Origin of the sequence: Serratia sp. OS31 (assembly GCF_014164835.1) — a bacterium.
In the GTDB taxonomy this organism is placed as follows: domain Bacteria; phylum Pseudomonadota; class Gammaproteobacteria; order Enterobacterales; family Enterobacteriaceae; genus Serratia; species Serratia liquefaciens_A.
On record NZ_JACJFQ010000012.1, the window covers coordinates 98,819 to 123,397 of the forward strand.

General features: G+C 56.8%; 21 protein-coding genes and 1 other RNA gene. 8 read left to right on the plus strand and 14 right to left on the minus strand.

All coding sequences use genetic code 11. The annotated features are described in order from the left end of the window. The first annotated feature begins 117 nt into the window (after positions 1–117). A complete protein-coding gene (locus H5P17_RS12475) occupies positions 118–795 on the plus strand; it encodes a GntR family transcriptional regulator (protein WP_182823278.1) in 678 nt (225 codons plus the stop codon). Positions 796–802: 7 nt separating this feature from the next. On the opposite strand, the gene H5P17_RS12480 is transcribed toward H5P17_RS12475, so the two are convergent. From H5P17_RS12480 to H5P17_RS12490, 3 genes are read right to left on the minus strand one after another with little or no spacing between them, the layout of a single operon-like run. Next, on the minus strand, positions 803–1,549 hold the full coding sequence (locus H5P17_RS12480) for an SDR family oxidoreductase (protein WP_182823230.1): 747 nt from the start codon (positions 1,547–1,549) through the stop codon (positions 803–805). A 25-nt stretch (positions 1,550–1,574) separates the two neighbouring features. After that, positions 1,575–2,387, minus strand: coding sequence for a MipA/OmpV family protein (locus H5P17_RS12485; RefSeq protein ID WP_182823232.1), 813 nt, complete (start codon positions 2,385–2,387; stop codon positions 1,575–1,577). A gap of 28 nt (positions 2,388–2,415) precedes the next feature. After that, entirely contained in the window at positions 2,416–2,634 is a 219-nt protein-coding gene (locus H5P17_RS12490) for a hypothetical protein (RefSeq protein WP_182823234.1), read from the minus strand. Positions 2,635–2,822: 188 nt separating this feature from the next. Between H5P17_RS12490 and H5P17_RS12495 the strand changes: the two genes are divergently transcribed. Genes H5P17_RS12495 through H5P17_RS12505 form a run of 3 tightly spaced genes read left to right on the plus strand, consistent with a single transcriptional unit; the run spans position 2,823 to position 5,428 of the window. Beyond that, positions 2,823–3,491 (plus strand): response regulator, encoded by a 669-nt coding sequence (locus H5P17_RS12495; RefSeq protein ID WP_048760848.1) that lies wholly within the window; start codon positions 2,823–2,825, stop codon positions 3,489–3,491. Next, complete coding sequence (locus H5P17_RS12500) at positions 3,488–4,891, plus strand: ATP-binding protein (RefSeq protein WP_182823236.1); 1,404 nt, start codon at positions 3,488–3,490, stop codon at positions 4,889–4,891. The genes H5P17_RS12495 and H5P17_RS12500 overlap by 4 nt, the downstream gene beginning before the upstream one ends. A gap of 6 nt (positions 4,892–4,897) precedes the next feature. Beyond that, the gene (locus H5P17_RS12505; RefSeq protein ID WP_044553262.1) at positions 4,898–5,428 is read left to right on the plus strand and encodes a GNAT family N-acetyltransferase; all 531 of its coding nucleotides are present in this window, start codon (positions 4,898–4,900) and stop codon (positions 5,426–5,428) included. Between the two features lie 4 nt (positions 5,429–5,432). Here H5P17_RS12505 and H5P17_RS12510 read toward each other — a convergent pair whose 3' ends face one another. From H5P17_RS12510 to H5P17_RS12550, 9 genes are all read right to left on the minus strand, one after another. Further along, positions 5,433–6,398: a zinc-binding alcohol dehydrogenase family protein gene (locus H5P17_RS12510; protein ID WP_182823238.1), complete on the minus strand. Its 966-nt coding sequence runs from the start codon at positions 6,396–6,398 to the stop codon at positions 5,433–5,435. Positions 6,399–6,533: 135 nt separating this feature from the next. Continuing rightward, the gene (locus H5P17_RS12515; RefSeq protein WP_182823240.1) at positions 6,534–9,821 is read right to left on the minus strand and encodes an autotransporter domain-containing protein; all 3,288 of its coding nucleotides are present in this window, start codon (positions 9,819–9,821) and stop codon (positions 6,534–6,536) included. A gap of 239 nt (positions 9,822–10,060) precedes the next feature. Beyond that, a complete protein-coding gene (gene gcvP, locus H5P17_RS12520) occupies positions 10,061–12,940 on the minus strand; it encodes an aminomethyl-transferring glycine dehydrogenase (protein ID WP_182823243.1) in 2,880 nt (959 codons plus the stop codon). Positions 12,941–13,026: 86 nt separating this feature from the next. Beyond that, positions 13,027–13,413, minus strand: coding sequence for a glycine cleavage system protein GcvH (gcvH, locus tag H5P17_RS12525; protein ID WP_044553267.1), 387 nt, complete (start codon positions 13,411–13,413; stop codon positions 13,027–13,029). A 44-nt stretch (positions 13,414–13,457) separates the two neighbouring features. Further along, positions 13,458–14,555 carry a glycine cleavage system aminomethyltransferase GcvT gene (gene gcvT / locus H5P17_RS12530; RefSeq protein WP_182823244.1) on the minus strand — a complete coding sequence of 366 codons (1,098 nt, stop codon included), beginning with the start codon at positions 14,553–14,555 and terminating at the stop codon, positions 13,458–13,460. A gap of 549 nt (positions 14,556–15,104) precedes the next feature. Next, the gene (gene ubiI / locus H5P17_RS12535; RefSeq protein ID WP_182823246.1) at positions 15,105–16,307 is read right to left on the minus strand and encodes an FAD-dependent 2-octaprenylphenol hydroxylase; all 1,203 of its coding nucleotides are present in this window, start codon (positions 16,305–16,307) and stop codon (positions 15,105–15,107) included. 86 nt (positions 16,308–16,393) lie between these two features. After that, the gene (gene ubiH, locus H5P17_RS12540) at positions 16,394–17,572 is read right to left on the minus strand and encodes a 2-octaprenyl-6-methoxyphenyl hydroxylase (RefSeq protein WP_182823248.1); all 1,179 of its coding nucleotides are present in this window, start codon (positions 17,570–17,572) and stop codon (positions 16,394–16,396) included. Between the two features lie 4 nt (positions 17,573–17,576). After that, a complete protein-coding gene (pepP, locus tag H5P17_RS12545; RefSeq protein WP_182823250.1) occupies positions 17,577–18,890 on the minus strand; it encodes a Xaa-Pro aminopeptidase in 1,314 nt (437 codons plus the stop codon). Positions 18,891–18,951: 61 nt separating this feature from the next. Then, positions 18,952–19,530 (minus strand): YecA family protein, encoded by a 579-nt coding sequence (locus H5P17_RS12550; protein ID WP_041414927.1) that lies wholly within the window; start codon positions 19,528–19,530, stop codon positions 18,952–18,954. Positions 19,531–19,851: 321 nt separating this feature from the next. On the opposite strand from H5P17_RS12550, the gene zapA reads away from it, so the two are divergent. The 3 genes from zapA to H5P17_RS12565 all read left to right on the plus strand — a co-directional run bounded on the left by zapA (position 19,852) and on the right by H5P17_RS12565 (position 21,042). After that, positions 19,852–20,181 carry a cell division protein ZapA gene (gene zapA / locus H5P17_RS12555; RefSeq protein WP_012146623.1) on the plus strand — a complete coding sequence of 110 codons (330 nt, stop codon included), beginning with the start codon at positions 19,852–19,854 and terminating at the stop codon, positions 20,179–20,181. Positions 20,182–20,222: 41 nt separating this feature from the next. Next, positions 20,223–20,405, plus strand: a non-coding RNA gene (gene ssrS / locus H5P17_RS12560) — 6S RNA. Positions 20,406–20,433: 28 nt separating this feature from the next. Next, a complete protein-coding gene (locus H5P17_RS12565) occupies positions 20,434–21,042 on the plus strand; it encodes a 5-formyltetrahydrofolate cyclo-ligase (RefSeq protein WP_182823252.1) in 609 nt (202 codons plus the stop codon). A gap of 194 nt (positions 21,043–21,236) precedes the next feature. Here the strand turns inward: H5P17_RS12565 and serA are convergent, their stop codons facing one another. Both serA and rpiA read right to left on the minus strand, forming a co-directional pair. Next, the gene (gene serA, locus H5P17_RS12570; RefSeq protein WP_044553273.1) at positions 21,237–22,475 is read right to left on the minus strand and encodes a phosphoglycerate dehydrogenase; all 1,239 of its coding nucleotides are present in this window, start codon (positions 22,473–22,475) and stop codon (positions 21,237–21,239) included. A 324-nt stretch (positions 22,476–22,799) separates the two neighbouring features. Continuing rightward, positions 22,800–23,456: a ribose-5-phosphate isomerase RpiA gene (rpiA, locus tag H5P17_RS12575; RefSeq protein WP_020828502.1), complete on the minus strand. Its 657-nt coding sequence runs from the start codon at positions 23,454–23,456 to the stop codon at positions 22,800–22,802. Positions 23,457–23,658: 202 nt separating this feature from the next. On the opposite strand from rpiA, the gene H5P17_RS12580 reads away from it, so the two are divergent. Further along, positions 23,659–24,552: a LysR family transcriptional regulator ArgP gene (locus H5P17_RS12580; protein WP_044553276.1), complete on the plus strand. Its 894-nt coding sequence runs from the start codon at positions 23,659–23,661 to the stop codon at positions 24,550–24,552. Positions 24,553–24,579 lie beyond the last annotated feature (27 nt).

Genomic DNA, 24,579 nt, shown 5'->3' on the forward strand with positions numbered 1-24,579 from the left:
TCTTTGGTTAAAATACTGTGAAATTTCACTATATCTTTAGCTACCAAATAAGCGATTTCCGTGCCATGTTTTTGTGTACTATGTCTAAAAACTTTCGTCTTGCAGGAGCAGAACGTGATGACCCTTGACGCAGAGAGCCCGGAACTCCCGACGGCAGAGGAAGCCGGGCTGTCACTGAATGAACTCGCCTACCGACGCTTTAAGCAGGCGCTGGTGACGTTAAGTTATAAACCTGGTGAATATCTCAATACCGCTCACGTGATGAGCGAGCTGGACATGGGCAGAACGCCGATCAATCAGGCGATCCACCGACTGGCCAATGAAGGATTACTGCAGGTGATCCCGCGTAAAGGGGTGATGGTTGCGCCGCTTTCGATGGACGATGCGCTGGAACTGATTGAAGTGCGTTTGGCCAATGAAATGCTGTGTATGCGGCTGGCGAGCAAAAGAATTACGGCCCCCCAGATCGCCGAGCTTACGGAACTCAATCAACAAATCGAAGCCGCCAGTCAGCAACGCGATCGGGTAAAAATGATGACGCTGGATCATCAGTTCCACCAGCAGCTGGCACAGATCGCCGGAAATAATATGTTGGCGGACATTCTGAGCGTACTGCACGCCAGAGCACAACGCTTCTGGGCCAGCACGCTGTCACGCGAAGGCCATATGCGCGAAGTGATAGAGGAACATCGGGCGATTATCGCCGCACTGGCCGCACAGGACGATGACGCAGCTGCCAATGCGGCGCAGGCGCACATACTTTCATTCCGCAGTGCCCTGCTGCATGAGGGGTAAGCCGCCGTCAGCGGCCGCCGGCGGCCTCAATAAAGCTGCCGGTGATGTAAGAAGCGGCATCGGACAGTAACCAGACAATGGCTTCCGCCACCTCTTCCGGGGTGCCGCCACGCTGCATCGGCAGGCTGCTTTTTACCCGATCAACGCGTCCAGGCTCGCCGCCGCTGGCATGCATTTCGGTATAAATCAGCCCCGGTCGCACGGCGTTGACGCGAATGCCCTGCGCTGCCACCTCCAGCGCCAGTCCGGTGGTGAGCGTATCTACCGCCCCTTTAGAAGCGGCATAGTCGATATATTCCCCAGGAGCACCGATACGCGCGGCCGCGGAGGAGACATTGACGATCGCTCCGCCCTGCCCGCCATGACGCTTCGCCATGCGCTTCACCGTCTCGCGGCAACAGAGAAAATAGCCGGTAACGTTGGTAGACAATACCCTGTTGATACGCTCGGCGGTCAGTTGCTCAATCCCCGTCTGCTGAAACAAGATGCCGGCGTTATTGACCAGCGCACTTATCGGGCCGAGGCCGGCATCCAACGCATTGAACATCGCCACCACCTGATTTTCATCGGCCACATCCGCTTTTAGCGCCAGCGCCCGGCCGCCCATCGCTTCGATTTCCGCCACCACCTGCGCTGCTGCCGCTTCATTTTTCAGATAGTTAACGCCGACCGCATACCCCTTACGGGCCAACAGCAGCGCCGTGGCGCGACCAATACCGCGGCTGGCGCCGGTGACCAATGCAACTTTCGTCATGTCGTTCCTTTCTCTGGTTGGGAAATCAGAAACTGTAGCTGGCGCTCAGGAAGACGATGCCGGCCGTTTTTTTCTCGACGATGGGGCTTTTGGCCGCATCCCCCAGCAGAGTATAGAGACTTACGCCCCCCTGAAAGGCAATTTCCGGCGTTAGTGCGTAATTCAGCACGCCGGTGAGGGTGGCTTGTTTAAAGCCGCTGCCCGGTCGGTAAGCGGTGAATGAAGTTTGCTGTGCCTGCTGCTGCGTCACGCCAAAATAACCACGCTGGTAACCCTTATTGGCCCAGGTGGTGCTCAAATCGGTTGAAAACGTCAATGCCTCGCTCAGCGGATAAACTGCCGCGATACCCAGATCGACATAGGCGGTATGCCCCAGATCCTCATCCCCATAACGGCGCGCTTTGGTGGCCTGCATCCCCTTGACGTAAGTGCGAAAAGGGTCAAATTTATAGCTCAGCTCAATGCCGGCTTCCAGGGCTCCCTTCAGATCGCCCATGCCTTTTAGCCGCTTATTGTGGCCTCGCAGCGTTTTCAGCTCTTCATCACGCCCGGCGTCATAGCCGGCCAGCAGGGCAATGCCGAAGGGCCCCGATAACGGCAACTGCCAGCGGGCACCGTTTTGCAAACCCAGGCTGAAGTCACCCCAGGCAGACTTCTCGTAACCGGCCTCAATATCGTACAGCGGCACGGCACTGTAGTCGGCAGCTCCCTGATAGTCCGGCGCCACGGCCATACCGCCGCTGAATTTCAATGACGCCTCTGCGCCATCTTGCGTAAGCCCCTGCAGAGGGAATAACACCAATAACGTCGCCGCAGAATAACCCAGGGTATTTTTCACCGTATCTGCCTTATTATTTAATAAAGGTTTAAAGCGCCACCAGGCGCCGCAATTGTTTTTTAATACGTGGCTTTAAGCTTTTATAAAAATCCGATGACTCCGTATGCTGAATAACAGACAGGGTGGGTAAAAATGATTCGCCATGATCCCCGCCTTGCGCATCGACGTGGAAAGACAGCATGGCCAATACCAACAATAAAATTGCGCCTAAGCGGGCAGCCTTCATTGAAAGATTGTCGATACGCATTTTTTATCACCTGAATGATTTATTCAGGGCTGAGCGTACTTGAAAGAGGACGGTCTTCCCTTAACGTCAAATTAATCCCAGATTAAGGTTTGCTTAAGAAGGGGTGAACAAACAGGAGCGCGTCGTTGTCTTCCCCCTGCGGTTGTAGTTATATAGCCGCCAGCGCCGTGACATAAACCGGATACCCCGTGAACATATTGCTTGTGGAAGACGATCTGCAATTGGGCAAAGCCCTGTGCCGTGCTTTAGAGCTGGCCGGGTTCGATTTGTGCTGGGTGCGGTTAGTCCATGATGCACAACATAAATTATCTGAAGGCAGCTTCGACTTAATGCTGCTGGATCTCACCCTGCCCGACGGCGATGGCTTGAAAAAGCTGATTGAATGGCGCGCTGCGGGCCAAAATATTCCGATCATTATTCTGACCGCCCGTGACCGCATAGAAAGCCTGGTCAATAGCCTGGATTCCGGCGCAGATGACTTTCTGGCAAAGCCTTTTGCCCTGCCTGAGCTGATCTCCCGCGTGAAGGCGGTAAACCGGCGCATGGCGGGGTTTGCCTCCCAAACCTGGAGCCTGGGAAACCTGTATCTGGATCCCATGAACCACCAGGTCACGCTGGACGACGAACTGCTGCTGCTGTCGAAAAAAGAGTACCGCCTGTTGCACGAACTGATGCGTTGCGCCGGTACCGTGGTGCGCAAGGCGGCCCTGGAACAGCGCCTATTCGGCAATGGCGATAATGTAGAAAGTAATTCTCTTGAGGTGCACATGCATAATCTGCGGCGAAAAATTGGCAAGGAGAGAATTATTACCGTACGCGGCATAGGTTATTTATTGAAAAAAGAGTCTCAGGGATGATTAGCTTCAAATCCTTTTTCATGCGAACCATCGTTTTCCAGGTGATGGCCATACTGGTACTCTGGGGAATATTGCTGGGTTGGGTCAAATACCTTTATTACCCGGATGCTGAAAAGTATCTGGATAATCAGCAGCGTATTGTTGCACAAGGCATCGCCAACATTCTCGACAAGACTGACGTTAACAATAATTATTCCGACATCATTAAAGATATCGAAATAATGTACATCGATTCGATTAAAAACGGGATGGAAGACGAAATAGATTATCGTCCGCTGTTTGTCGTTTTCGATCGTAATAATCAGATGCTTTATGCCTCTCCCGCTCAAGATAAACCTTTGGTTTTGCCCCCGTCGGTGCTGTCCGGCACCATCAGCTACGCCAACGTGAAGTGGCATATCGCCGGCAGCTGGAGCGAAAAGCAGAAGTTTCGGGTGATCGTCGGCGAATCTTTCGACAACCGCACCACCATTTTCGGCAATCCGGCGGAAAGCACCGCAATCCCTTTGCTGGTGATCCTGGCGGCGATCATCGTCACGCTGCTGATCACCGCCTATTTCAGCCTGCGGCCGCTGCGGCAAATTGCCAGAACCATCTCTGACCGCAAGCCAGGCAACTTATCGCCGATCAATGTACGGGCGCAGTACCAGGAAATTCGGCCTGTCGTGCTGGAAATCAATAAGCTGATGACGCGTATCGACGCCGCCAACCAGCGTGAAAAACGCTTTATGGCGGACGCGGCCCACGAACTGCGCACCCCGATCGCCGCCGTGCTGGCACAGCTGCACCTGCTGACTCAGGTGGCGGATAAAACCGAACGGCAGGAAATCATTGGGGACATGCAGCTGGGGCTGGATCGCGCCGCATCGCTGTCGCGCCAGCTGATTGATCTGGCCAAGCTGGAGTCGGAAGACTTTCCGCTGAAGATTGAGGCGGTAGATATCTACGCTGAAATCAGCAAATGCATTGCCCAGCACGTACCCTATGCGATGGAAAAGAACGTTGAGCTTTCGCTGGAAGGCAGTGAAAACGTGGTGATCGATACCGATCGTCATTCGCTGGTCACCATCTTTACCAACCTGCTGGAAAACGCCATCAAATACGCCCCGCCCGGCAGCAGGATCGAAGCCAATATCCGCTCGTTGTCCCCCTTGGGCTGCTATATTACCCTGCGTGACAATGGCCCTGGCGTTAGCCGGGAATACCAAAAACGCCTGTTCGAGCGTTTTTATCGCGTGCCCGGCGTCCAGCAGACAGGCAGCGGTCTGGGATTGGCCATTGCCAAAAACCTGGCCGATAAGATCGGTGCGCAGCTACGGATCACCGAAGGGCTTGATGAACGCGGCATCGGATTTGTCATCGACCTGCCGGAAAATTACCTGATACCGACGGAGAACTAACCCGCCATGACCGTCCCCATTTTGCTGCAGCAGCACCAGCTTGACGCCCTGTGGCAGATCGACCGCAGTGAAATTATCGATACCCTCTATCGTCTGCAAGACGGAGAGCTACGGCCTTATGCCGACTATTACGATGTGCGCGGCTGGGATCCGCACGATCGGGAAACCTATACGCCGATCCATGAACAATGCTTTGCCCGCGGTGGCTCGTTTTTCGCTCTGTCAGATCAAGATAAAATTGTTGCCGCGGCGGCGGTAGATACCTTGCCGCGCGGCCCGCAACAGGACTTGCTCCAACTGCTTTTTTTCTACGTGGGTGCCGCCCAGCGCGGTAAAGGACTGGGCAAGATCCTGTTCAACCACTGCCTGCAGCAGGCCGCAAAAGAGGGCGCGCTGGGGTTGTACGTATCTTCTATCCCCAACAAAAACACCGTGGACTTCTACCTGTCGCAGGGCTGCCGCTTGATTGATCAGCCTGATGACGAGCTGTTCGCCCGCGAGCCGGAAGATATCCACCTGGTTTGCTATTGCCGGTAGCCGCCTATTGGGCAATTCGGATCACCGAACGCACGTCGCTTTTCTTGTTCAGCTCCCAGACTTCGGCGATCTCTGATAAGCCGTGCTCCTGAGTTTCAACCGAAATCTGCCCCGCCGCCGCCAAGGCCAGGATTTCGCTGGCATACCTTTGCATCTCGGCTATCGGCGGGAAGTTGCCGGTGCCGCTGCCCATGATCTGCAGTTGATTGCTGCGCAGCACCGCCGCCGGCAGGCGGATATCCGGCCCGGCCATCGACCCGACGTTCACCAAACGTATGCCGCGGCCACCGGCGTAGGAAGACAAATCATGGTTGTTAAGCGTCGCAAGCAAGGCTTCGGTCGCGGCACCCCAGATATAGTCGACAATCACCTGATAACCATGCGGCCCCGCTGCGGCGGCGAAGGCCTGCGTCAATGCAGCTCCTTCCAGCCCAAGATCGACCGTAGCATCAACGTCCAGCGCCTCCAGCACGCTCTGACGGCGACCGGCGGCGACAATTCGCCCCGCTCCCGCCTGACGTGCGGCCGCTACCGCCAGCTTACCTGAGGTCCCGGTAGCTCCGAGAATCAGCACCGTGTCACCCGCCTGTAACTCGGCACGCCAGTGCAGTGGCAACCAGGCAGCGAATGCCGGGTTAATCAATGCGGCGGCCGTCGCGTCATCTACCCCTTCAGGTACCGGTACCGTCCAGGAGGCGAGGGTTCGTTCTGCCAGCGCACCGTGCGGTTGCCGGAAGGAGGCAAAATAGACCCGTTGACCGTCCGGCGCATAGCCAACGCCATCGGTGCCGGGTACGATCGGCAAGCTTTTCGGGCTTGAGTAATGCGTTCCGGCTACTATGGCGCGATCCAATTGCTTGATGCCGGCCACGCGCACCGCGATTAGCGTTTCCCCTTCCCGCGCTACCGGCTCATCCACATTACCGAGTACCGGGGCCTGCCCCAATGCGTTTACGGTTGCTGCTCTCATTTTGGATCCTCATGTCATTTAGGTTGCCCTGCTGCGACAATAAAAAAGGGACAGGGCATCATGCCGTGTCCCCTGATAATACATCTAGCCGAAAAGTGTTATTGATATTCGCTCAGCGGTAATCCGATTAAAAAATCAGAAACGCCAGGTCACGGCAACGTTGCCCTCTAACGAATGGCTGCCCTGGCGTAACAGTTCACTGGAAACGCCGGCGCCCAAAGAGACGGCCTGGTTTAGCTGATACTGCACACCGGCCTGCGCGGCCAACGCATCGCGCCCGGCCAAGGTGCTTTCACTATCAAAAGCTGAGGCGTTATAGCCCACAAACTGAGCACGCTGACTCAGCTTGTTGTTTAACAACTCATGTTGCCAGCCAAGACGCAGGGTGGCGGACAGCGCCTGTGAGCCCTGCAATGGCTGCCGGTACAGCGCTTCCACACCCAGCGTGCTTTGCAGCGAATCGGCATAACGTCCCTTAATCTGCATCGACGGCGCGTTACCCAAACCGGACTCCTGGATCGGGCGATGGGTGGTCGCGGTATAGTCCAGCGCTGCCACCGGGCCGAGGCTAAATGCCTCGGTTAACGCAAAATGATACCCGCCACCCAAGGTTAGTGAGCCGTTCCAGGCCGTCCAGTCGCTCTTGCGGGTGCCGCTTATGCCGGCCACATCAAACTGGCGCTTCATCTGATTATCCTCCGCCCCTATGCGCCCCAGACCATAGGCAAACGGCCCAGCCATGGCGTCCTGCGCGTAGTTGAACTGCAAGCCAACATCAAAGGAGGTGCTGTGCGTGCGCGCTCGATCGGCGCTTTTGGCATTGACCGTTTGCCCGCCGACCGCCGCGTGGAAACCTGTGGTCAGGCCCGGTAGCAGCCCATTACGTTTCTCGGCGCCGAACAGCACGCCATAACGCGATGCGTTGTAACCGGCGATTGTGCCCGTATTGTTTTGCCAATTACCGCCGCCGTACGGCAGGGCAAAACTGATCCAATCTTGCTCGTCGCTCGTTGATGCTAACGTCAAATTGCGCTCCGGTGCGGTCAAGGCACGGGTTAACTGGCGTTCGCGGTCGAATGAGGTCTGAATCAGGCTGTTATAAGCCGACGGCTCCAGCTGCGCCAGCGCGCTGTTCACCTGCCGGCCTTCGGGGCTGGAGAAATCCAGCGCGGTCAGTAACGGCCGCAGGTCGTTCCCCGCGGTCGCCGCAGCCCGGGCTAACGCCAGACCTACATTTCGTTCATTCACATTCTGTGCATATTGGCTGTAGGCCGATACGCCACGGGTCGCGCTGATTTGGTATTGCCCGGCTGCCAACGGAGTAACATGGAAGCTCAGCGTCGGTGATGCCGTCTGAACGCCGAGCTGCTCGAATTCACCGCTGACCTGGCCCAATCGCAACAGAGAAGCGCTGTTCATCTGCCAGCCTGAGGCATACCAGCCTTTTACCGGCATCAACGTCAGGGTTCCACTTAAGCTGGATTTACCGCTAATTTGTACCCGATCCCCCTGCCCTTGGCCGTCGAACATCAATTGCAAGCGCCCCTGTGGCCCCTGGGAATAATTACCGTCGATCGACAACTGGCCAAAAGGCCCCCCGGCGGTAAGCAAGCCGTTATTGGTGAACAGCCCGGCATCCGACAGCGCGTAGCGGCTATTACCCGCCAATTGGGCACCCGGCTGGATATCCACGCTATAGACCTGATGGTTACCGTTCAGGGTGGTTTTCCCGCCTTCGGCCACCAGCGCCAGGTTTTCCTTACCCCGAATGTTGCCGTTATAGGTGAAATCAAAACCGTTATCCGCCGCCGCAGTGACCTGCCCCTGCGCATCTGGCTGCAGGCCGAAGGTCAAGCGAGTCAGACGTGCCTGATTATTTCCATCCCGTTGTGCATAATCGGAAATGATATCGCCCTGAATGTCAGCGCCGCGCATCACGTTAATGGCGCCGGCCAATGCATTCACTGACTGGTAGATAGCCGCTTTGGCTCCTTTTAACGAGCCGGTGATATCGAAGTTAGACACCAGCGGCGCAGCCCGATATTGAGACAGATCGACGCCCGCCCACTGCCAGATATACGAACCACGGTATTCGGTGTCATTACCCAGCAGGTTATTGCCGAAATCCAGCCTTGCGGCGACGCCTTCTTTACCTTTCGCCTCCAGACTGCCGCGTTGAACGATATTGTGACTGTCGCCGTATGCCACCAATAAGCCGGTGCCGTAATCGCCGTTAGCCTGAACCCGGACGCCGGGTGCAATACTGAGCGTATTCCCCGCGCCATCTATCCGGATACCCGCAGCGGCAACGCCATCCGCCATGATGTCGGCGCGCTGCTCGACCCGGTTATTGCTGCCGTAAATGTGCAACCCGACGCCCCGGGCTGCAGTATTCGCCTGGCCGTCGAGATACGCAGTGCCTGCCGCATTGCGTGCAAAATATCCCTGATGGTTGGTCACCTCCAGACCACTGCCGTAAATCGAGCGGCCAAAGAAGTTACGGCGATCGATGTCATACCCCATGTCCTGCAGTAGCGCTAATTCTGCTTCCATCATGGTGGTGTAATTACGATAGTTTTGATGGCTCATCAGGCTGCGATCGAGCTCAATGTGCGACATGTAATCATCGTCCAGATCGCCCAGCACATCGAGAATACGTACCGGAACACCCGGCATGGCACCGTCCAACACCTCTTTGACGTGGCTGCCGGCGAAATAACCGCGATCTTTGCGCACGTCAAAGGCAGAAGGATCGTCCGGCCCCTCACACTTATTGCACAAGATAGCCTGCCCCGGCTGCGCCGGATTGCCATTGTCATCAAACAGGTGCGAACTCCAGCTGCCAAACGTCGGGCCAAATTGGGTCACGCCATCCGTTACACCGGCTGTGGCGCTAATCCCCAAGGCATGGGCTATTTCATGAAAAAGGGTGACTTCCAGATCGGTACGGTGATCGGTGGGGATCTGTGCCGGCGAAGCCTGGCCAGGGGTAAAATCCATTTTCCCGATCCTGACGACGGCGTGGGCACCGTTGTCCAACTCGCCGGCATCCTGGCCCTGCAACACCGCCTGAAGCTGGGTCAGGCTAAATTCGGCATCGCTGACGTCAGGGCTCAACGCACCGGCCCCCTCATCGTCATAGGTGCCGATGTTAATCACGCCCGGCAATCGGCCCGGCGCAGGCTTGATAATATCGGCCCAGCGTTGCGCGGCGCTGATCACCTGAGCCTTTTGCGCATCATCCAATGCCCAGGAGGCATGCTGGGGGACACCCTCCTCATTAAAGTAGCTGTCGTCGGCCGGACCGTAGAAATTCAGTTTAAACACCGTTTGGCCGCTGTTATTTCGAACCTCGTAGCTCTCGACCGCCTGCGCGGAACAGAGGGGTAAAGCCGCAATGATTGCGATAGCCAACCTTTTCATCGTGCACTCCTTGTCAATGGATCGTCCCTGCAAAATAGTTTGCTGATGACAATTTAGACGTGTGGATGTAAACGCAAATTAAACCGGAGAGAGTCTTAAAAAATAAGGGAGGCAAAGCGCGGGAAAATAAAAAAATCGCTGATGAATCAAATGTATCAGTAAGAAAACTCTCGGGGATTAGCCATAAAAAAGCAGCGCATAGTGCGCTGCTTCATAAAGGTAAACCTGCTCGAATAAGCTTATTCGTAGTCGCTCATCGGCACGCAGGAACAGAACAGGTTACGATCGCCGTACACGTCATCAAGACGCTTCACGCTCGGCCAGTATTTGTTCTCACGCACGCCGGCAATCGGGAACACCGCCAGCTCACGGCTGTAGGCATGCTGCCAGTCGCTGACCAGCTCCGCCTGCACGTGGGGCGCGTTCACCAGCGGGTTATCTTCCAATGGCCATTCGCCTTTTGCCACCCGATCAATCTCGCCACGGATCGCCAGCATCGCATCGATAAAGCGATCCAGCTCGACCTTGCTTTCCGACTCGGTTGGCTCAACCATCAGCGTACCCGCCACCGGGAACGACATGGTCGGCGCATGGAAGCCGTAGTCGATCAGACGTTTGGCGATGTCCATTTCGCTGATGCCGGTTTCTTCCTTCAGCGGACGAATATCGAGAATACATTCATGCGCTACGCGGTGATCGCGACCGGTATACAGCACTGGGTAAGCGTCCTTCAAACGGGTCGCAATGTAGTTGGCATTAAGGATTGCCACCTGGCTGGCCTGCTTCAAGCCTTCCGCACCCATCATGCGGATGTACATCCAGCTGATTGGCAGGATAGAAGCGCTGCCGAACGGCGCAGCGGAGACTGCGCCCTGCTGGGTGGTCACACCGTCGATCTGCACCACGCTATGGCCTGGAACGAACGGGGCAAGGTGGGATTTCACGCCGATAGGGCCCATGCCTGGGCCACCGCCGCCGTGAGGGATACAGAAGGTTTTATGCAGGTTAAGGTGCGAAACGTCCGCCCCGATATAACCCGGGGTGGTGATCCCCACCTGAGCATTCATGTTGGCGCCGTCGAGATAGACCTGGCCACCGAACTGATGAACGATCTGGCACACTTCACGAATAGTTTCTTCGTACACGCCGTGGGTCGACGGGTAGGTCACCATGATGCAGGACAGTTCTTCACCCGCCTGTTCTGCCTTGACGCGCAGGTCATGCAGATCGATGTTGCCGTTCTTGTCGCAGGCGACCACCACCACGCTCATGCCCGCCATTTGCGCGGAAGCGGGGTTGGTGCCGTGCGCAGAGCTTGGGATCAGGCAAATATGACGGCCAGCTTCATTGCGGCTTTCATGGTAACGACGGATCGCCAGCAAACCGGCGTATTCGCCCTGAGCACCTGAGTTAGGCTGCATGCAAACTGCGTCATAACCGGTCAGTTGCACTAACCACTGCGACAGTTGGCCGATCATCTGCTGGTAACCTGCCGCCTGCTCAGGCGGACAGAATGGGTGCAGCTCGGAGAATTCAGGCCAGGTAATCGGGATCATTTCCGCCGCGGCATTGAGCTTCATGGTGCAGGAGCCCAGCGGGATCATCGCCTGGTTGAGCGCCAGATCCTTGCGTTCCAGACGGTGCATGTAGCGCATCATCTCGGTTTCGCTGTGATAACGATTAAATACCGGGTGAGTCAGGATCGGATCCTGGCGCAGCATGGCAGCCGGGATCGACTGGCTGTTTTTGCTCACGGCAGCGTCCAGTGCGTCGATGTCCAGACCATGGTTGTCGCCCGCCAGCAAGGCAAACAGCGTCTGTACGTCTTCACGGGAGGTGGCTTCGTCCAGCGTAATGCCCACGGCACCGTGAATGTCGGTACGCAAGTTGATGCCGAAGCTCAATGCACGTTCCAGTACGGCAGCCTTGTCCTTCACTTCGACCGTCAGGGTGTCGAACCATGTTTTATGGCGCAATGTCAGCCCGGCTTGTTGCAGCCCGGCGGCCAGAATGTCGGTCAGACGATGGATGCGCCCGGCGATGCGTTGCAGGCCCTGCGGGCCATGGTACACCGCATACAGGCTGGCAATGTTGGCCAGCAGTACCTGCGAGGTACAGATATTCGAGTTGGCTTTTTCGCGGCGGATATGTTGTTCACGGGTTTGCATCGCCATGCGCAGCGCGGTGTTGCCTGCGGCATCGCGGGAAACGCCAATGATACGGCCCGGCATCGAGCGTTTGAACTCGTCGCGACAGGCAAAGAAGGCAGCATGTGGCCCGCCGTAGCCCATCGGCACGCCGAAGCGCTGTGCAGAACCGAACACCACATCGGCGCCCTGTTTGCCCGGTGCGGTCAGCAGCACCAACGCCATAATGTCGGCCGCCACGCTGGTGCCGATTTTACGGTTCTTCAATTCGGCCAGCAGCGCGCTGTAGTCGTGCAGTTCACCGGTGGTGCCTACCTGTTGCAGCAGCACGCCGAATACGCCTTGCAGCTCCAGCACTTTCTCGGCTTTATCCACGATCACTTCGAAACCGAAGGTTTCGGCGCGGGTACGCACCACGTCCAGCGTCTGAGGATGTACGTCATCAGCCACGAAGAAGCGGTTGGCGTCTTTCAGCTTGCTGGCGCGTTTGGCCAGCGCCATCGCTTCGGCCGCCGCAGTGGCTTCGTCCAACAGCGAGGCGGATGCCAGATCCAAACCGGTCAAATCCAGGGTCAGGGTTTGGAAGTTCAACAGCGCCTCAAGACGGCCCTGCGACACTTCCGGCTGATACGGGGTATAAGCGGTGTACCAACCCGGGTTTTCCAGCATGTTGCGCAGGATCACCGGCGGCGTCAGCACCGCGCTGTAACCCATACCGATATAGGATTTGTAGCGCTGATTCTGCGAGGCAATCGCCTTCAGTTCGGCCAGCGCCTGATGTTCAGTTGCCGCATCGCCCACCGGCGGCGGCGCAGGCAGTTGAATGTCTGCCGGCACAATCTGTTGGATCAGCGCGCTGAGCGAGCGTGCGCCCACCGCTTCCAGCAACTGCTGCTGTTGTTCTGCAGAAGAGCCGATGTGGCGTTCGATGAACGCTTCGCTGTGTTCAAGTTGGCTGAGTGTCTGAGTCATTGCTACAAATTCCTGAATTCTGGCGTGGTACGGGATATAGCCTGAACTAAAACGCCCCGGCCGAAAGGCCTGGGGCGTTGCATGGATTACTCGTCGATAGAAGCCTGATAAGCAGCGGCGTCCAGCAGGCTCGCCAGCTCGCCTTCGTCTGAGGCTTTAATCTGGAACAGGAAGCCGTCACCGTAAGGTTCGCTGTTGACCAGCTCCGGGGAGCCTTCCAACTCGCTATTCACCGCCACGATTTCGCCGCTGATTGGCGCGTAAATGTCCGATGCCGCCTTGACGGATTCCGCCACGGCGCAATCTTCACCGGCGGCGACTTTGCGGCCCACTTCTGGCAGATCGACAAACACCATATCGCCCAGCAGTTCCTGCGCGTGTTCGGTGATACCTACGGTGTAAACGCCGTTACCTTCTGAACGAACCCACTCGTGGGAGGATGCGTATTTCAATTCTGTTGGCACATTGCTCATCGCCAGCTACTCCTTCGAAGAAATAAAGAATCAATAAACAAAAATTAATTAATCAGTGACTTACCGGCACGCACAAAGCCAGGTTTGGTGACCCTGACCGGCATTTCTCGGTTGCGGATCTGTACGATGGCCTGTTCGCCGATACCGGCAGGAACGCGAGCCAGGGCGATGCTGAAGCCCAGGGTCGGTGAAAATGAACCGCTGGTGATCACCCCTTCATGCGTCTGACCTGCCGCATCGGTGAAACGTACCGGCAGCTCATTACGTAATACGCCTTTTTCCGTCATGATCAAGCCGACCAGTTGTTCAGTGCCCTGCTCACGCTGTTTTTCCAGCGCGTCACGACCGATGAACTGACGATCCTCCGGCTGCCAGGCGATGGTCCAGCCCATGTTGGCGGCCAGCGGCGAAATACCTTCATCCATCTCCTGACCATACAGGTTCATGCCCGCTTCCAGGCGCAGCGTGTCACGCGCACCCAGGCCGGCCGGCTTAACACCCGCCGCCAGCAGTTGCTGCCAGAAATCTGCCGCCAGCTCTTTCGGCAGAGCGATTTCATAACCTGCTTCGCCGGTATAACCGGTGGTGGCAATAAACAGATCCCCTGCCTGCACGCCGAAGAACGGCTTCATGCCTTCCACCGCGTTTTTTTGTTCCGGCGTAAACAAGGTGGCGGCACGCTCTTTGGCCTGAGGGCCCTGCACTGCAATCAGCGCCAGATCGTCACGCACCGTCAGCGTTACGCCATACGGCGCTGCATGCTCTTCGATCCAGGCCAGGTCTTTATCACGTGTGGCGGAGTTCACCACCAGGCGGAAATAGTCTTCAGTAAAGAAGTAAACGATCAGGTCGTCAATCACGCCGCCGGACGCATTCAGCATGCCGGTGTACAGCGCTTTGCCAGGTTGGGTAAGCTTGGCGACATCGTTCGCCAGCAGGTAACGCAGAAACTCGCGGGTACGGGCACCGCGCAGATCCACAATGGTCATATGGGAGACGTCGAACATACCGGCATCCTGACGCACGGCGTGGTGCTCATCGATCTGGGAGCCATAATGCAGCGGCATCATCCAGCCATGAAAATCTACCATGCGCGCACCGCACGCCACGTGCTGGTCGTACAGTGGGGTTTGCTTTGCCATCTTTTCCCTCATTCCACTCAGAAGCTGAAGATAGGGTGCTGCTACGCAATACGTCAGATTATGGCTCGTGGCCGGATTGCGTGGCGCACTGACTGCCCAACAGAAACGCTGCGTCGAAATTGACAAAAACGGCGGCAAATCGCCGCGACGCAAACGATACCTTTGCCCTGACGTTATCACCGAACGACCACATTAACCATAAGTTAAAATAGGCATGGCGGCGTTCTGCGCCAGTAAAAAGCCGGGCTAGTGTGCAGAGTTTTAAACTGGAAAACTGCGCTTTAAGGCACAAAACCAACAATTAGAGCACCAAAAATCCGAAGTTATATAACAAACTCACGGCCAGAGACGGAATTTCGACTTTTGATAACCGGTTATGGAATTAGAAAAAGTAATGATAAAAACAGCCTGAAATTAGATTATTTCAAATGAAGGGTTATATAAGGAAAAGCTATGGGCATAAGGCACAGATCTGCGCCTTTGGAGAACGGTAACGCTACGGGGAAAAAGAAAGAGAGACCCGGCTGAAGGATCTCTCTCAGGCCGTTATCAGGCCAGCCATTCCGGCAGATCGTTCAGGCCCATGGCCTGACGCACCAGCTTCGGCTTGACGCCCGGCAGGCTGTCAGCCAGCCGCAACCCGACATCGCGCAGCAATTTTTTCGCCGGGTGGTTACCGTCAAACAGTTCGCGGAATCCTTGCATGCTGGCCAGCATGACCGCTGCGCCGTGTTTGCGACGACGCTCGTAGCGACGCAGATACAGGTGCTGGCCGATGTCCTTGCCCTGACGTTGCAGGCGGCGCAATTCGGCGATCAGCTCGGCGGCGTCCATAAAGCCCAGGTTGACCCCCTGACCGGCCAACGGATGCACGGTATGGGCGGCATCCCCCACCAATGCCAGGCGATGCGCGGCAAAGCTGCGTGCATAGCGCCCGGTCAACGGGAAGGTCTGGCGTTCGCTCTCCAACTGGCAGGCGCCAAGGCGCAGATCGAAGGCCATCGCCAACTCACGGTTAAACTGCTCAGGCGCCAGCTGCTTAAGGCGCTCGGCCTCTTCGGGAGCAACCGACCAGACGATGGAGCTTAAATGCGGATCGCTGAACGGCAGAAATGCCAGAATGCCGTCGCCGTGGAATACCTGACGTGCCGTCGCCAAATGCGGCTCTTCGGTGCGGATGGTGGCCACCAACGCATGATGGCGGTAGTCCCAGAAGGTCAACGGAATATCGGCATGCTGGCGCAGCCAGGAATTAGCACCGTCGGCACCTATTACCAGCCTGGCCGTCAGCATGCGGCCGTCCTCCAGGGTGATAAAAGCGTCGTTTTCGCCCCAGGCCACCTGCTTGAGCGCCGCCGGGGTGATCAGCGTGACATCACTCAGGCTTGCCGCCCGTTTCCACAACGCCTGCTGGATCACCGAGTTTTCAATGATGTGACCGAGGTGGCTGAAGCCGCATTCGTCACCGCGGAAGGCAATCTTGCCGAAGCTGTCGCGATCCCACACTTCCATGGCGTTATAGGCGCTGGCGCGCAGGGTAAGGATCTCATCCCAGACGCCGATATGCTGCAACAGGCGCTCGCTGGCGGCATTGATGGCGGATACCCGCAGTGCCGGTTGTGGCTGAGGCGGCGTCATATCCGGCTGCTGGTGCTCCAGCACCGCAACGCGCAGGCCACTGCCCTGCAAACCGCAAGCCAGTGCCAGCCCCACCATACCGCCACCGGCGATAACCACGTCAAATGATTGCATGCTGCTTAATTTCCTTAAATGACGCGCTGCGCAGTGATTGCCCAGCGCTTTTGGGCGCAACACGCTGCGCCGCATCTGAATATTGCCTAACGATCTACCCAGCCCAAAGTCCGCTTGGCAAAGGCGTCACGCACCGCCGGCATTTGTGCCATCGCCATCAGACCCAGATTACGCCCGACCACCAAGGGGCCGTAACGGTTGGCAAACAGCCGAATCAAACCGTCGGTGACGCCAATCGTCGCTTGCTGATCCTGCTGTCGCCGTTGCTGATAACGGCTTAACAACGCATAGCCGCCGGGATCTTCCCCGTCCTGCTGTGCCTGAGCCAGTGTTTCCGCCAGCGACATCACGTCGCGCAGGCCGAGGTTGAACCCTTGACCGGCGATAGGGTGCAGCGTCTGAGCGGCATTCCCCACCAGGGCCAAGCGATGGCTGACGTGCTGGTTGGCGGTCAGCAGGCTGAGCGGGTTGCTGTGACGCTTACCGGCACGCAGGACTCGCCCCAATCGCCAGCCAAACGCCTGCTGCAATTCACTCATAAAGCGTGCATCGTCCCACGCATCAACCTGTTCACGATCTTCGCGTGCATGGCACCACACCAATGAGCTACGACCCTGGGACATTGGCAACAACGCCAAAGGTCCATAGCGGGTGAAACGCTCAAAGGCACGTCCTTGCGGATGCACCGCCGTGGTTACGTTGGCGATGGTGGCAAACTGCGGATAATCATTTTGCTGCCATTGCAGGTTGCAGGCCTGCGCCAGCGCCGAGCGCGAGCCGTCTGCCGCCACCAGCAGCTTCCCGCTGATGCGCCGCCCGTTATCCAGCAGCACTTCAGCCTGTTCCGTCGTACGCACCACATCGACCACTCTGGCCGGGCAATGCAGCGTGACGCCGGGTGCCTTGGCCAGCAGCGCGAACAACCGTTGGCCGGCGTCATGCAGTTCAATCACCTGCCCGAGCGCGTCAACCTGATAATCTTGCGCGTACAGATTAACGAAACCCGCGTGACCTCGATCGCTGACGTGTACCTGGGTAATGGCCGTCGCGCAATCTCGCAACGCCGGCCAAACGCCGATACGCGTCAGCTGTTGGCAAGTGCCCTGCGCCAAGGCAATGGCGCGGGCGTCAAACCCCGGATGGCTACGATCGTCCGGTCGGGTGGCTTCGACCAGATCAACCGCCATTCTTCCCTGAGTGAGCGATGAAATGGCCAGCGCCAAGGTCGCGCCCGCCATGCCGCCGCCAACAATAATTACGCTCATGCCGTTACCTTGCCGCCGCCATCAGGGCTTCGATGGCGTCAGCGTCTTTCACTACGCTGGCGGTCAGGTTTTCATTACCGTTGGCAGTGATCACAATATCATCTTCAATACGAATACCCATGCCGCGGTACTCTTCCGGCACGTCGGCATCCGGCGCGATGTACAGCCCAGGCTCGACGGTAAACACCATGCCCGGCTCCAGCGTGCGGTCGCGGTTTGGCGTGCCGTAATGCCCCACGTCGTGCACATCCAGCCCCAGCCAGTGGCCAAGTCCATGCATGTAGAACTGACGATGGGCCTGTTCGGCAATCAGTTGCTCCACTTCACCCTTCAGGACCCCCAGCTCCACCAGCCCGGTGATCATGATGCGCACCACCTCATCATTGACCTCACGGATACTGGTGCCCGGTTTGAACAGCTCCAGGGCACGCGTCAGCGATGCCAGCACAATGTCATACACCGCGCGCTGTGGCCGGCTGAACTTGCCGTTGACCGGGAAGGTCCGGGTGATGTCGCCCGCGTAGCCTTTATACTCACAGCCGGCATCGACCAGTACCAGATCGCCATCGCGCAATTCACTTTCATTTTCGGTGTAGTGCAGAATGCAGGCGTTGTCACCGCCGCCGACAATGGTGTTGTAAGACGGATAACGAGCGCCAAAGCGGGTAAATTCGTGATGAATTTCCGCTTCAAGCTGGTATTCGAACATGCCGGGGCGGCATTTCTGCATCGCGCGGGTATGGGCCAGCGCGCTGATTTCACCGGCGCGGCGCATGATCGCCAACTCTTCAGACGATTTGAACAGGCGCATTTCATGTAGCCACGGACGCCAATCGGTCAGAGTCGCCGGTGCCTGAAGATTCTGGCGGAAGCCCTTGCGCAGCTTGTCCAGAGCGTCGAACAGGATTTTATCGGCGTAGTCGTATTGGCCCTGCCCGTGATAAACCACGTCCAGGCCATTGAGCAGCAGGGGTAATTGATCGTTGATTTCATCGAACGGCAGCGCGCGGTCCACGCCCAGCTTCGCCGGAGCGGCTTCCTGCCCCAGGCGACGGCCAAACCAGATTTCCGCCGTCAGGTCGCGCACCCGGTTGAACAGCACGCTGTGGTTGTGCGTTTCGTCGCTCTTGACCAGAATCAACACCGAACCCGGTTCGTTGAAGCCGGTCAGGTACCAGAAATCGCTGTTCTGACGGTAGGGATATTCGGTATCTGCACTGCGCGTAGCTTCCGGCGCAGAGAAAATAATTGCCGCGCTGGCCGGAGCCATTTTCGCCAACAGCGCCTGACGGCGACCGTTGAATTCCTGCTGAGTCATCACCTTCTCCTGAAATCAATCTGCCTGTGCTCACGGCCGCTAAGGGCGTGAAATCGGGTATTTAGTGCAAGGTCGGTTTGGCATTTTCCGGCGCCGTCGGCTTATGGCGGGTAAATTCGGTGTGGCACAAAATGGCCGCCACGCGCACATACTCCACCACTTCCTCCAGAGAGTGCTCAAGCTCTTCCTGGTCTTCGTCTTCGTCATAACCGAGCTGAGCGATATTGCGCAGATCGTCGATCGCCTCGCCCACTTCGTCTTTCACCTGCGCCAGCTTCGGCTGCATCATGCCCAGCCCCAGCAGGAAATGATTCACCCAACCGGCCAGCGCATCGGCGCGGTCAAACACGCTGACGGTTTCGCCTTCCGGCATCATCAGTTGGAACATGAAGTCGTCGTCTTCCAGCGTTTCACGCGTAATTTCATGAAGTTGCTGCAATGGCAGGCTCAGCGCCTGCGGGAAGGCCACGCCTTCATTGGTCAGATCATAGACCAGCGATTGCCAGCCGGCGTCGCGGCTGCCACCGCACAGCAGGCCGCTGATCAGGCCGTGCATTTCTGCTGCGGTTAACGCCACCGCTTGCTGGTTAAGGGCAACGGTCAAAGATTGGTAACTTGGAAATGTATTCTGTATAGACATGCGCATTCGTCATCGTTGGCAGGATAAGTTCGTGTTATGCTACCACCAAGGTCCGTCGCTGTACCAGATAAGCGCGACACCTCAGTGGCTAGTTATAATCGTGATGTGTCAGAACTCACACGCTGCCGGCAGGGGACGAAATGACGCTAAATACGCATTTTGAAACCCTTTTTTGACTGGTAATGTCTGACGCAGTAGATTACAACCAGGTACTGAAAAAGGGGTTGTATCTTGGTACCGAGGTATATATAGTGGCGCCCGCTTTGGTAGGCCCGGTCAGGGCAAGCTGGGGCTGGCGCGAAATTTAGGCAGGAAGGTGGCATGTCTGCACAACCGGTAGATATTCAAATTTTTGGTCGCTCTTTAAGAGTCAATTGCCCGCCAGAACAACAAGATGCGTTGAACATGGCCGCGGTCGATCTTAACGAACGGTTGCAAGATCTTAAAGTTCGCACTAGAGTCACAAATACTGAGCAGCTCGTTTTCATCGCAGCATTGAACGTTTGTCATGAACTTGCTCAAGAACGGTTGAAAACCCGTGATTATGCGTCCAATATGGAACAACGCATTCGCATGCTGCAACAGACCATTGAACAGGCTTTGCTTGAACAGGGTCGCATCTCTGAACGTCAGGATGCACAATTCGAATAACTTAAGTTGCTGAAACCCAAGGTTTTGGCAATGAGTAAAAAATTTCTCTGAGATGTTCGCCAGCGGGCCAGTCCCCTGAGCCGATATTTAGTACCAACAGAATGTGATGATCCGCGATCGGTGTGCATGCTCGGCCCGCCGAGAAGCCTTAAGATTGCGACAGCACGTTCACCTTGAACCATGGGTTCAAGGGTTACAGCCTGCGACGGCATCTCGGAGATTCCCCCTTCCTCAGCGATATGTGTGCTGACTATGTCTTTTCAAGCCCAGAATGCCCAACAGCGGCAAAACATCCGAAGCCAAATCCGTCAGCGTAGACGCGCCTTAACGCCTGAACAACAACAACAATCCTCCCTGCAGATAGCCGAACGCATTGCTGCACATCCACGCGTCCTGGCGGCACAGAACATCGCGGTATTTTTGTCTTTCGACGGTGAATTGAATACCCGCCCGTTGATTGAGCGCCTGTGGCAGCTAGGTAAACAGGTTTACCTTCCGGTCCTGCACCCGTTCAGCCCCGGTAATCTGCTGTTCCTGCATTACACTCCTGAAACACTCCTGGTGAACAACCGCTTCAATATTCTTGAGCCGCAACTCGACGTGCGCCAGGTGCTGCCATTGAGTTCGCTCGACGTGGTACTGACGCCGTTAGTGGCCTTTGACAGCGCGGGCCAGCGCCTGGGGATGGGGGGTGGCTTCTACGATCGCACCCTGCAAAATTGGCAGCACCGCGGCCCTTATCCGATAGGCTTGGCCCATGACTGCCAGCAGGTCGAACAGGTGCCGGTGGAACACTGGGATATTCCGCTGCCGGAGATTGTCACCCCCGCAAAAAATTGGGTGTGGCAGATCGTTAAATAGCAAAAGGCCGGATAAATCCGGCCTCAGATTGCTGACAAAGTTCTTTGCGGTTAAAAGTTCTGATCTGGGGACTAATGAAAACAAAGGATTATTTCTTCTGATTTACCCCAAACATCCGAAAACCACGTTTTTCGGGTGTTTGCCATCAGACTAAGGCCGGATAAATCCGGCCTTTTCAGTGACAGCACATTCAATCAGAACAGCAAGCGAGCACGGATAGTGCCGTCAATCGCCTTCATACGTTGCAATGCCGCATCGGCACGCTCGGTTTCCGCTTCAATGTCGATCACCACATAGCCGATTTCCGGACCGGTTTGCAGGTACTGCGCGGCGATGTTCACCCCTTCTTCAGCGAAGATCTGGTTAATCTGCGTCAGTACACCCGGGCGGTTTTCATGGATGTGCAGCAGGCGGCTGGCGTTAGGCCCGTGCGCCGGCAGGGACACTTCCGGGAAGTTAACCGCCGACAGGGTTGAGCCGTTGTCGGAGTATTTCGCCAGCTTGCCGGCCACTTCGTCACCGATATTCTCCTGCGCTTCCTGAGTGGAGCCGCCAATGTGCGGGGTCAGGATCACGTTATCGAACTCGCAAAGCGGTGAGTTGAATGGCTCGCTGTTGGTCGCAGGCTCTTCCGGGAAGACGTCGATCGCCGCGCCGGCCAAGTGCTTGCTGGCCAATACCTTGCACAACTCGGGAATATCCACCACGGTGCCGCGCGAAGCGTTGATCAGAATCGAGCCCGGTTTCATCAGCGCCAGTTCTTCTGCACCCATCATGTTTTTGGTCGACGGAGTTTCCGGCACGTGCAGCGTCACCACGTCGCTCATATTGAGCAAGTCGGACAGGTGGCGCACCTGCTGGGCATTGCCCAACGGCAGCTTGTTCTCGATATCGTAGAAGAACACTTTCATGCCCAGGCCTTCGGCCAGGATGCCCAGTTGGGTACCGATATGGCCGTAGCCGATAATCCCCAACTTCTTGCCGCGCGCTTCAAACGAGCCCACGGCCAATTTTTGCCATTCGCCGCGGTGCGCCTTGGCGTTGGCGGAGGGAATGCCGCGCAGCATCAGCAGCAGTTCGCCCAGCACCATTTCGGCCACGGATCGGGTATTAGAGAAAGGTGCGTTAAACACCGGAACGCCGCGTTTGGTCGCTGCCTTCAGATCAACCTGGTTAGTGCCGATGCAGAAACACCCTACCGCCACCAGCTTTTCTGCAGCGGCGAAGACTTCTTCGGTCAGATGCGTACGCGATCGGATGCCGACGAAGTGAGCATCGCGGATGGATGCCTTAAGCGCTTCGGTGTCTAACGCACCTTTGTGATATTCAATGTTGGTATATCCGGCTGCCAGCAGATTATCTACCGTGCTCTGATGAACCCCTTCCACCAACAGGAATTTAATCCTGTCTTTCTCCAATGATACTTTTGCCATTTACCCGACCCTATGTTCAGACTTCAGAAGCGGCTGTTGTTAACAGCACGCATCCAACATAACAAAAATAACGCGGGCGGCAATACAAACGATTGCCCGCCCGTCAGTACAAGGCTCAGCGATGTTGGCGGTTTCTGGCAGAAAATGCCAAAGGGAAAGAAATAGACAGAAGCTTTGTGGAGCTAACGCTGACAATGTGACATATGTCACCAAATTTGGCGCTTTAAAGAAAAGATATTTTAGCCAGTGAATTATGCGGTTCGCTGGGATCCAAGAGCGTATCCCAGAGGGGCGCCATGGCGACGCCCCTGCTAACACATTCGGTTATTCGACGACTTTCACACCTTCAGGCGTGCCGACCAACGCCACATCGGCGCCGCGGTTGGCGAACAGCCCCACGGTCACCACGCCGGCGATACCGTTGATTTTGTTTTCCAGCGCGATGGCGTCGACGATGCTCAGGTTGTGCACATCGAGGATCACGTTGCCGTTATCAGTCAGCACATTCTGGCGGTACTCCGGCAGCCCGCCCAGCTTCACCAACTCACGCGCCACATAGGAACGCGCCATCGGGATCACTTCGACCGGCAACGGGAATTTGCCCAGCACATCGACCTGCTTACTGGCATCGACGATGCAGATAAACTTGCGCGCGATGGCGGCAATGATTTTTTCGCGTGTCAACGCGGCACCGCCGCCTTTGATCATCTGCATCTGGCGGTTGATTTCATCCGCGCCATCGACATAAATATCCAGCGAATCCACTTCATTGCTGTCGAACACGTGGATACCGAGGCTTTTCAGCTTGGCGGTGGAGGCGTCGGAGCTGGACACCGCCCCTTCGATTTGGTGCTTGATCGAGCCGAGCGCGTCAATAAAGTGGGCGGCGGTGGAGCCGGTACCTACCCCAACGATGGTGCCAGGGGTTACGTAATCCAGCGCGGCCCAGCCAACCGCTTTTTTCAGTTCATCCTGCGTCATAATATGTCCATTGCCTCTGTACGAAAACGTGTGCGTATTATAGGGTAAATCGCTATTTTTCACTCAGGCAGGATCACACTTCTTCACCCTAAGCCGCATTTTTAGGCGCGTCGCGGTAAAGTCGCGCGGTGATTTTCCACCTGTAAAACACCCCAGATGTGGCATAGTGCCTGTATCTATTACTGTAAGGGATATCTTTCCGATGAAACGCCCAGACTATCGAACGCTGCAAGCGCTGGACGCGGTGATCCGTGAGCGCGGCTTTGAGCGCGCCGCGCAAAAGCTTTGCATCACCCAATCGGCAGTATCCCAGCGCATCAAGCAGTTGGAAAACCTGTTCGGCCAACCGCTGCTGGTGCGCACCGTACCGCCGCGTCCGACCGAGCAGGGCCAAAAATTGCTGGCGCTGCTGCACCAGGTCGAGTTGCTGGAAGAAGAGTGGCTGGGCAACGACACCGGTATCGACACGCCGTTGCTGCTGTCGCTGGCGGTCAATGCCGACAGCCTGGCCACCTGGCTGCTGCCGGCGTTAAAACCGGTGCTGACGGACTCCCCTATCCGCCTGAACCTGCAGGTGGAAGACGAAACCCGTACCCAGGAACGCCTGCGGCGCGGTGAAGTGGTAGGCGCAGTGAGTATCCAACCGCAGCCGCTGCCGAGCTGCCTGGTCGACCGGTTGGGCGCGCTGGACTATCTGTTTGTCGCCTCGAAAGGTTTTGCCGAGCGCTACTTCCCGAACGGCGTCACACGTTCTGCGCTGCTGAAAGCGCCGGCGGTGGCGTTCGACCATCTCGATGACATGCACCAGGCTTTCCTGCAGCAGAACTTTGATCTGTCGCCGGGCAGCGTTCCCTGCCATATCGTGAACTCATCGGAAGCCTTCGTGCAGTTGGCTCGTCAGGGCACCACCTGCTGTATGATCCCGCATCTGCAGATTGAGAGAGAGTTGGAGTCGGGCGAGCTTATCGATCTGACTCCGGGTCTGTTCCAGCGCCGCATGCTGTTCTGGCACCGCTTCGCGCCGGAAAGCCGCATGATGCGTAAAGTGACCGATGCCCTGCTGGAACACGGTCGCCAGGTTCTGCGTCAGGATTAAAAGGGAAAAAGGTTCGCCGCGGCGAAC

Excerpts from the sequence above, each read along its gene's own strand:
- H5P17_RS12475 (WP_182823278.1), top strand. The coding sequence starts at position 118 with ATGACCCTTGACGCAGAGAGCCCGGAACTCCCGACGGCAGAGGAAGCC.
- H5P17_RS12480 (WP_182823230.1), bottom strand. The coding sequence starts at position 1,549 with ATGACGAAAGTTGCATTGGTCACCGGCGCCAGCCGCGGTATTGGTCGC.
- H5P17_RS12490 (WP_182823234.1), bottom strand. The coding sequence starts at position 2,634 with ATGCGTATCGACAATCTTTCAATGAAGGCTGCCCGCTTAGGCGCAATT.
- H5P17_RS12500 (WP_182823236.1), top strand. The coding sequence starts at position 3,488 with ATGATTAGCTTCAAATCCTTTTTCATGCGAACCATCGTTTTCCAGGTG.
- H5P17_RS12505 (WP_044553262.1), top strand. The coding sequence starts at position 4,898 with ATGACCGTCCCCATTTTGCTGCAGCAGCACCAGCTTGACGCCCTGTGG.
- H5P17_RS12510 (WP_182823238.1), bottom strand. The coding sequence starts at position 6,398 with ATGAGAGCAGCAACCGTAAACGCATTGGGGCAGGCCCCGGTACTCGGT.
- H5P17_RS12515 (WP_182823240.1), bottom strand. The coding sequence starts at position 9,821 with ATGAAAAGGTTGGCTATCGCAATCATTGCGGCTTTACCCCTCTGTTCC.
- gcvP (WP_182823243.1), bottom strand. The coding sequence starts at position 12,940 with ATGACTCAGACACTCAGCCAACTTGAACACAGCGAAGCGTTCATCGAA.
- gcvH (WP_044553267.1), bottom strand. The coding sequence starts at position 13,413 with ATGAGCAATGTGCCAACAGAATTGAAATACGCATCCTCCCACGAGTGG.
- gcvT (WP_182823244.1), bottom strand. The coding sequence starts at position 14,555 with ATGGCAAAGCAAACCCCACTGTACGACCAGCACGTGGCGTGCGGTGCG.
- ubiI (WP_182823246.1), bottom strand. The coding sequence starts at position 16,307 with ATGCAATCATTTGACGTGGTTATCGCCGGTGGCGGTATGGTGGGGCTG.
- ubiH (WP_182823248.1), bottom strand. The coding sequence starts at position 17,572 with ATGAGCGTAATTATTGTTGGCGGCGGCATGGCGGGCGCGACCTTGGCG.
- pepP (WP_182823250.1), bottom strand. The coding sequence starts at position 18,890 with ATGACTCAGCAGGAATTCAACGGTCGCCGTCAGGCGCTGTTGGCGAAA.
- H5P17_RS12550 (WP_041414927.1), bottom strand. The coding sequence starts at position 19,530 with ATGTCTATACAGAATACATTTCCAAGTTACCAATCTTTGACCGTTGCC.
- zapA (WP_012146623.1), top strand. The coding sequence starts at position 19,852 with ATGTCTGCACAACCGGTAGATATTCAAATTTTTGGTCGCTCTTTAAGA.
- H5P17_RS12565 (WP_182823252.1), top strand. The coding sequence starts at position 20,434 with ATGTCTTTTCAAGCCCAGAATGCCCAACAGCGGCAAAACATCCGAAGC.
- serA (WP_044553273.1), bottom strand. The coding sequence starts at position 22,475 with ATGGCAAAAGTATCATTGGAGAAAGACAGGATTAAATTCCTGTTGGTG.
- rpiA (WP_020828502.1), bottom strand. The coding sequence starts at position 23,456 with ATGACGCAGGATGAACTGAAAAAAGCGGTTGGCTGGGCCGCGCTGGAT.
- H5P17_RS12580 (WP_044553276.1), top strand. The coding sequence starts at position 23,659 with ATGAAACGCCCAGACTATCGAACGCTGCAAGCGCTGGACGCGGTGATC.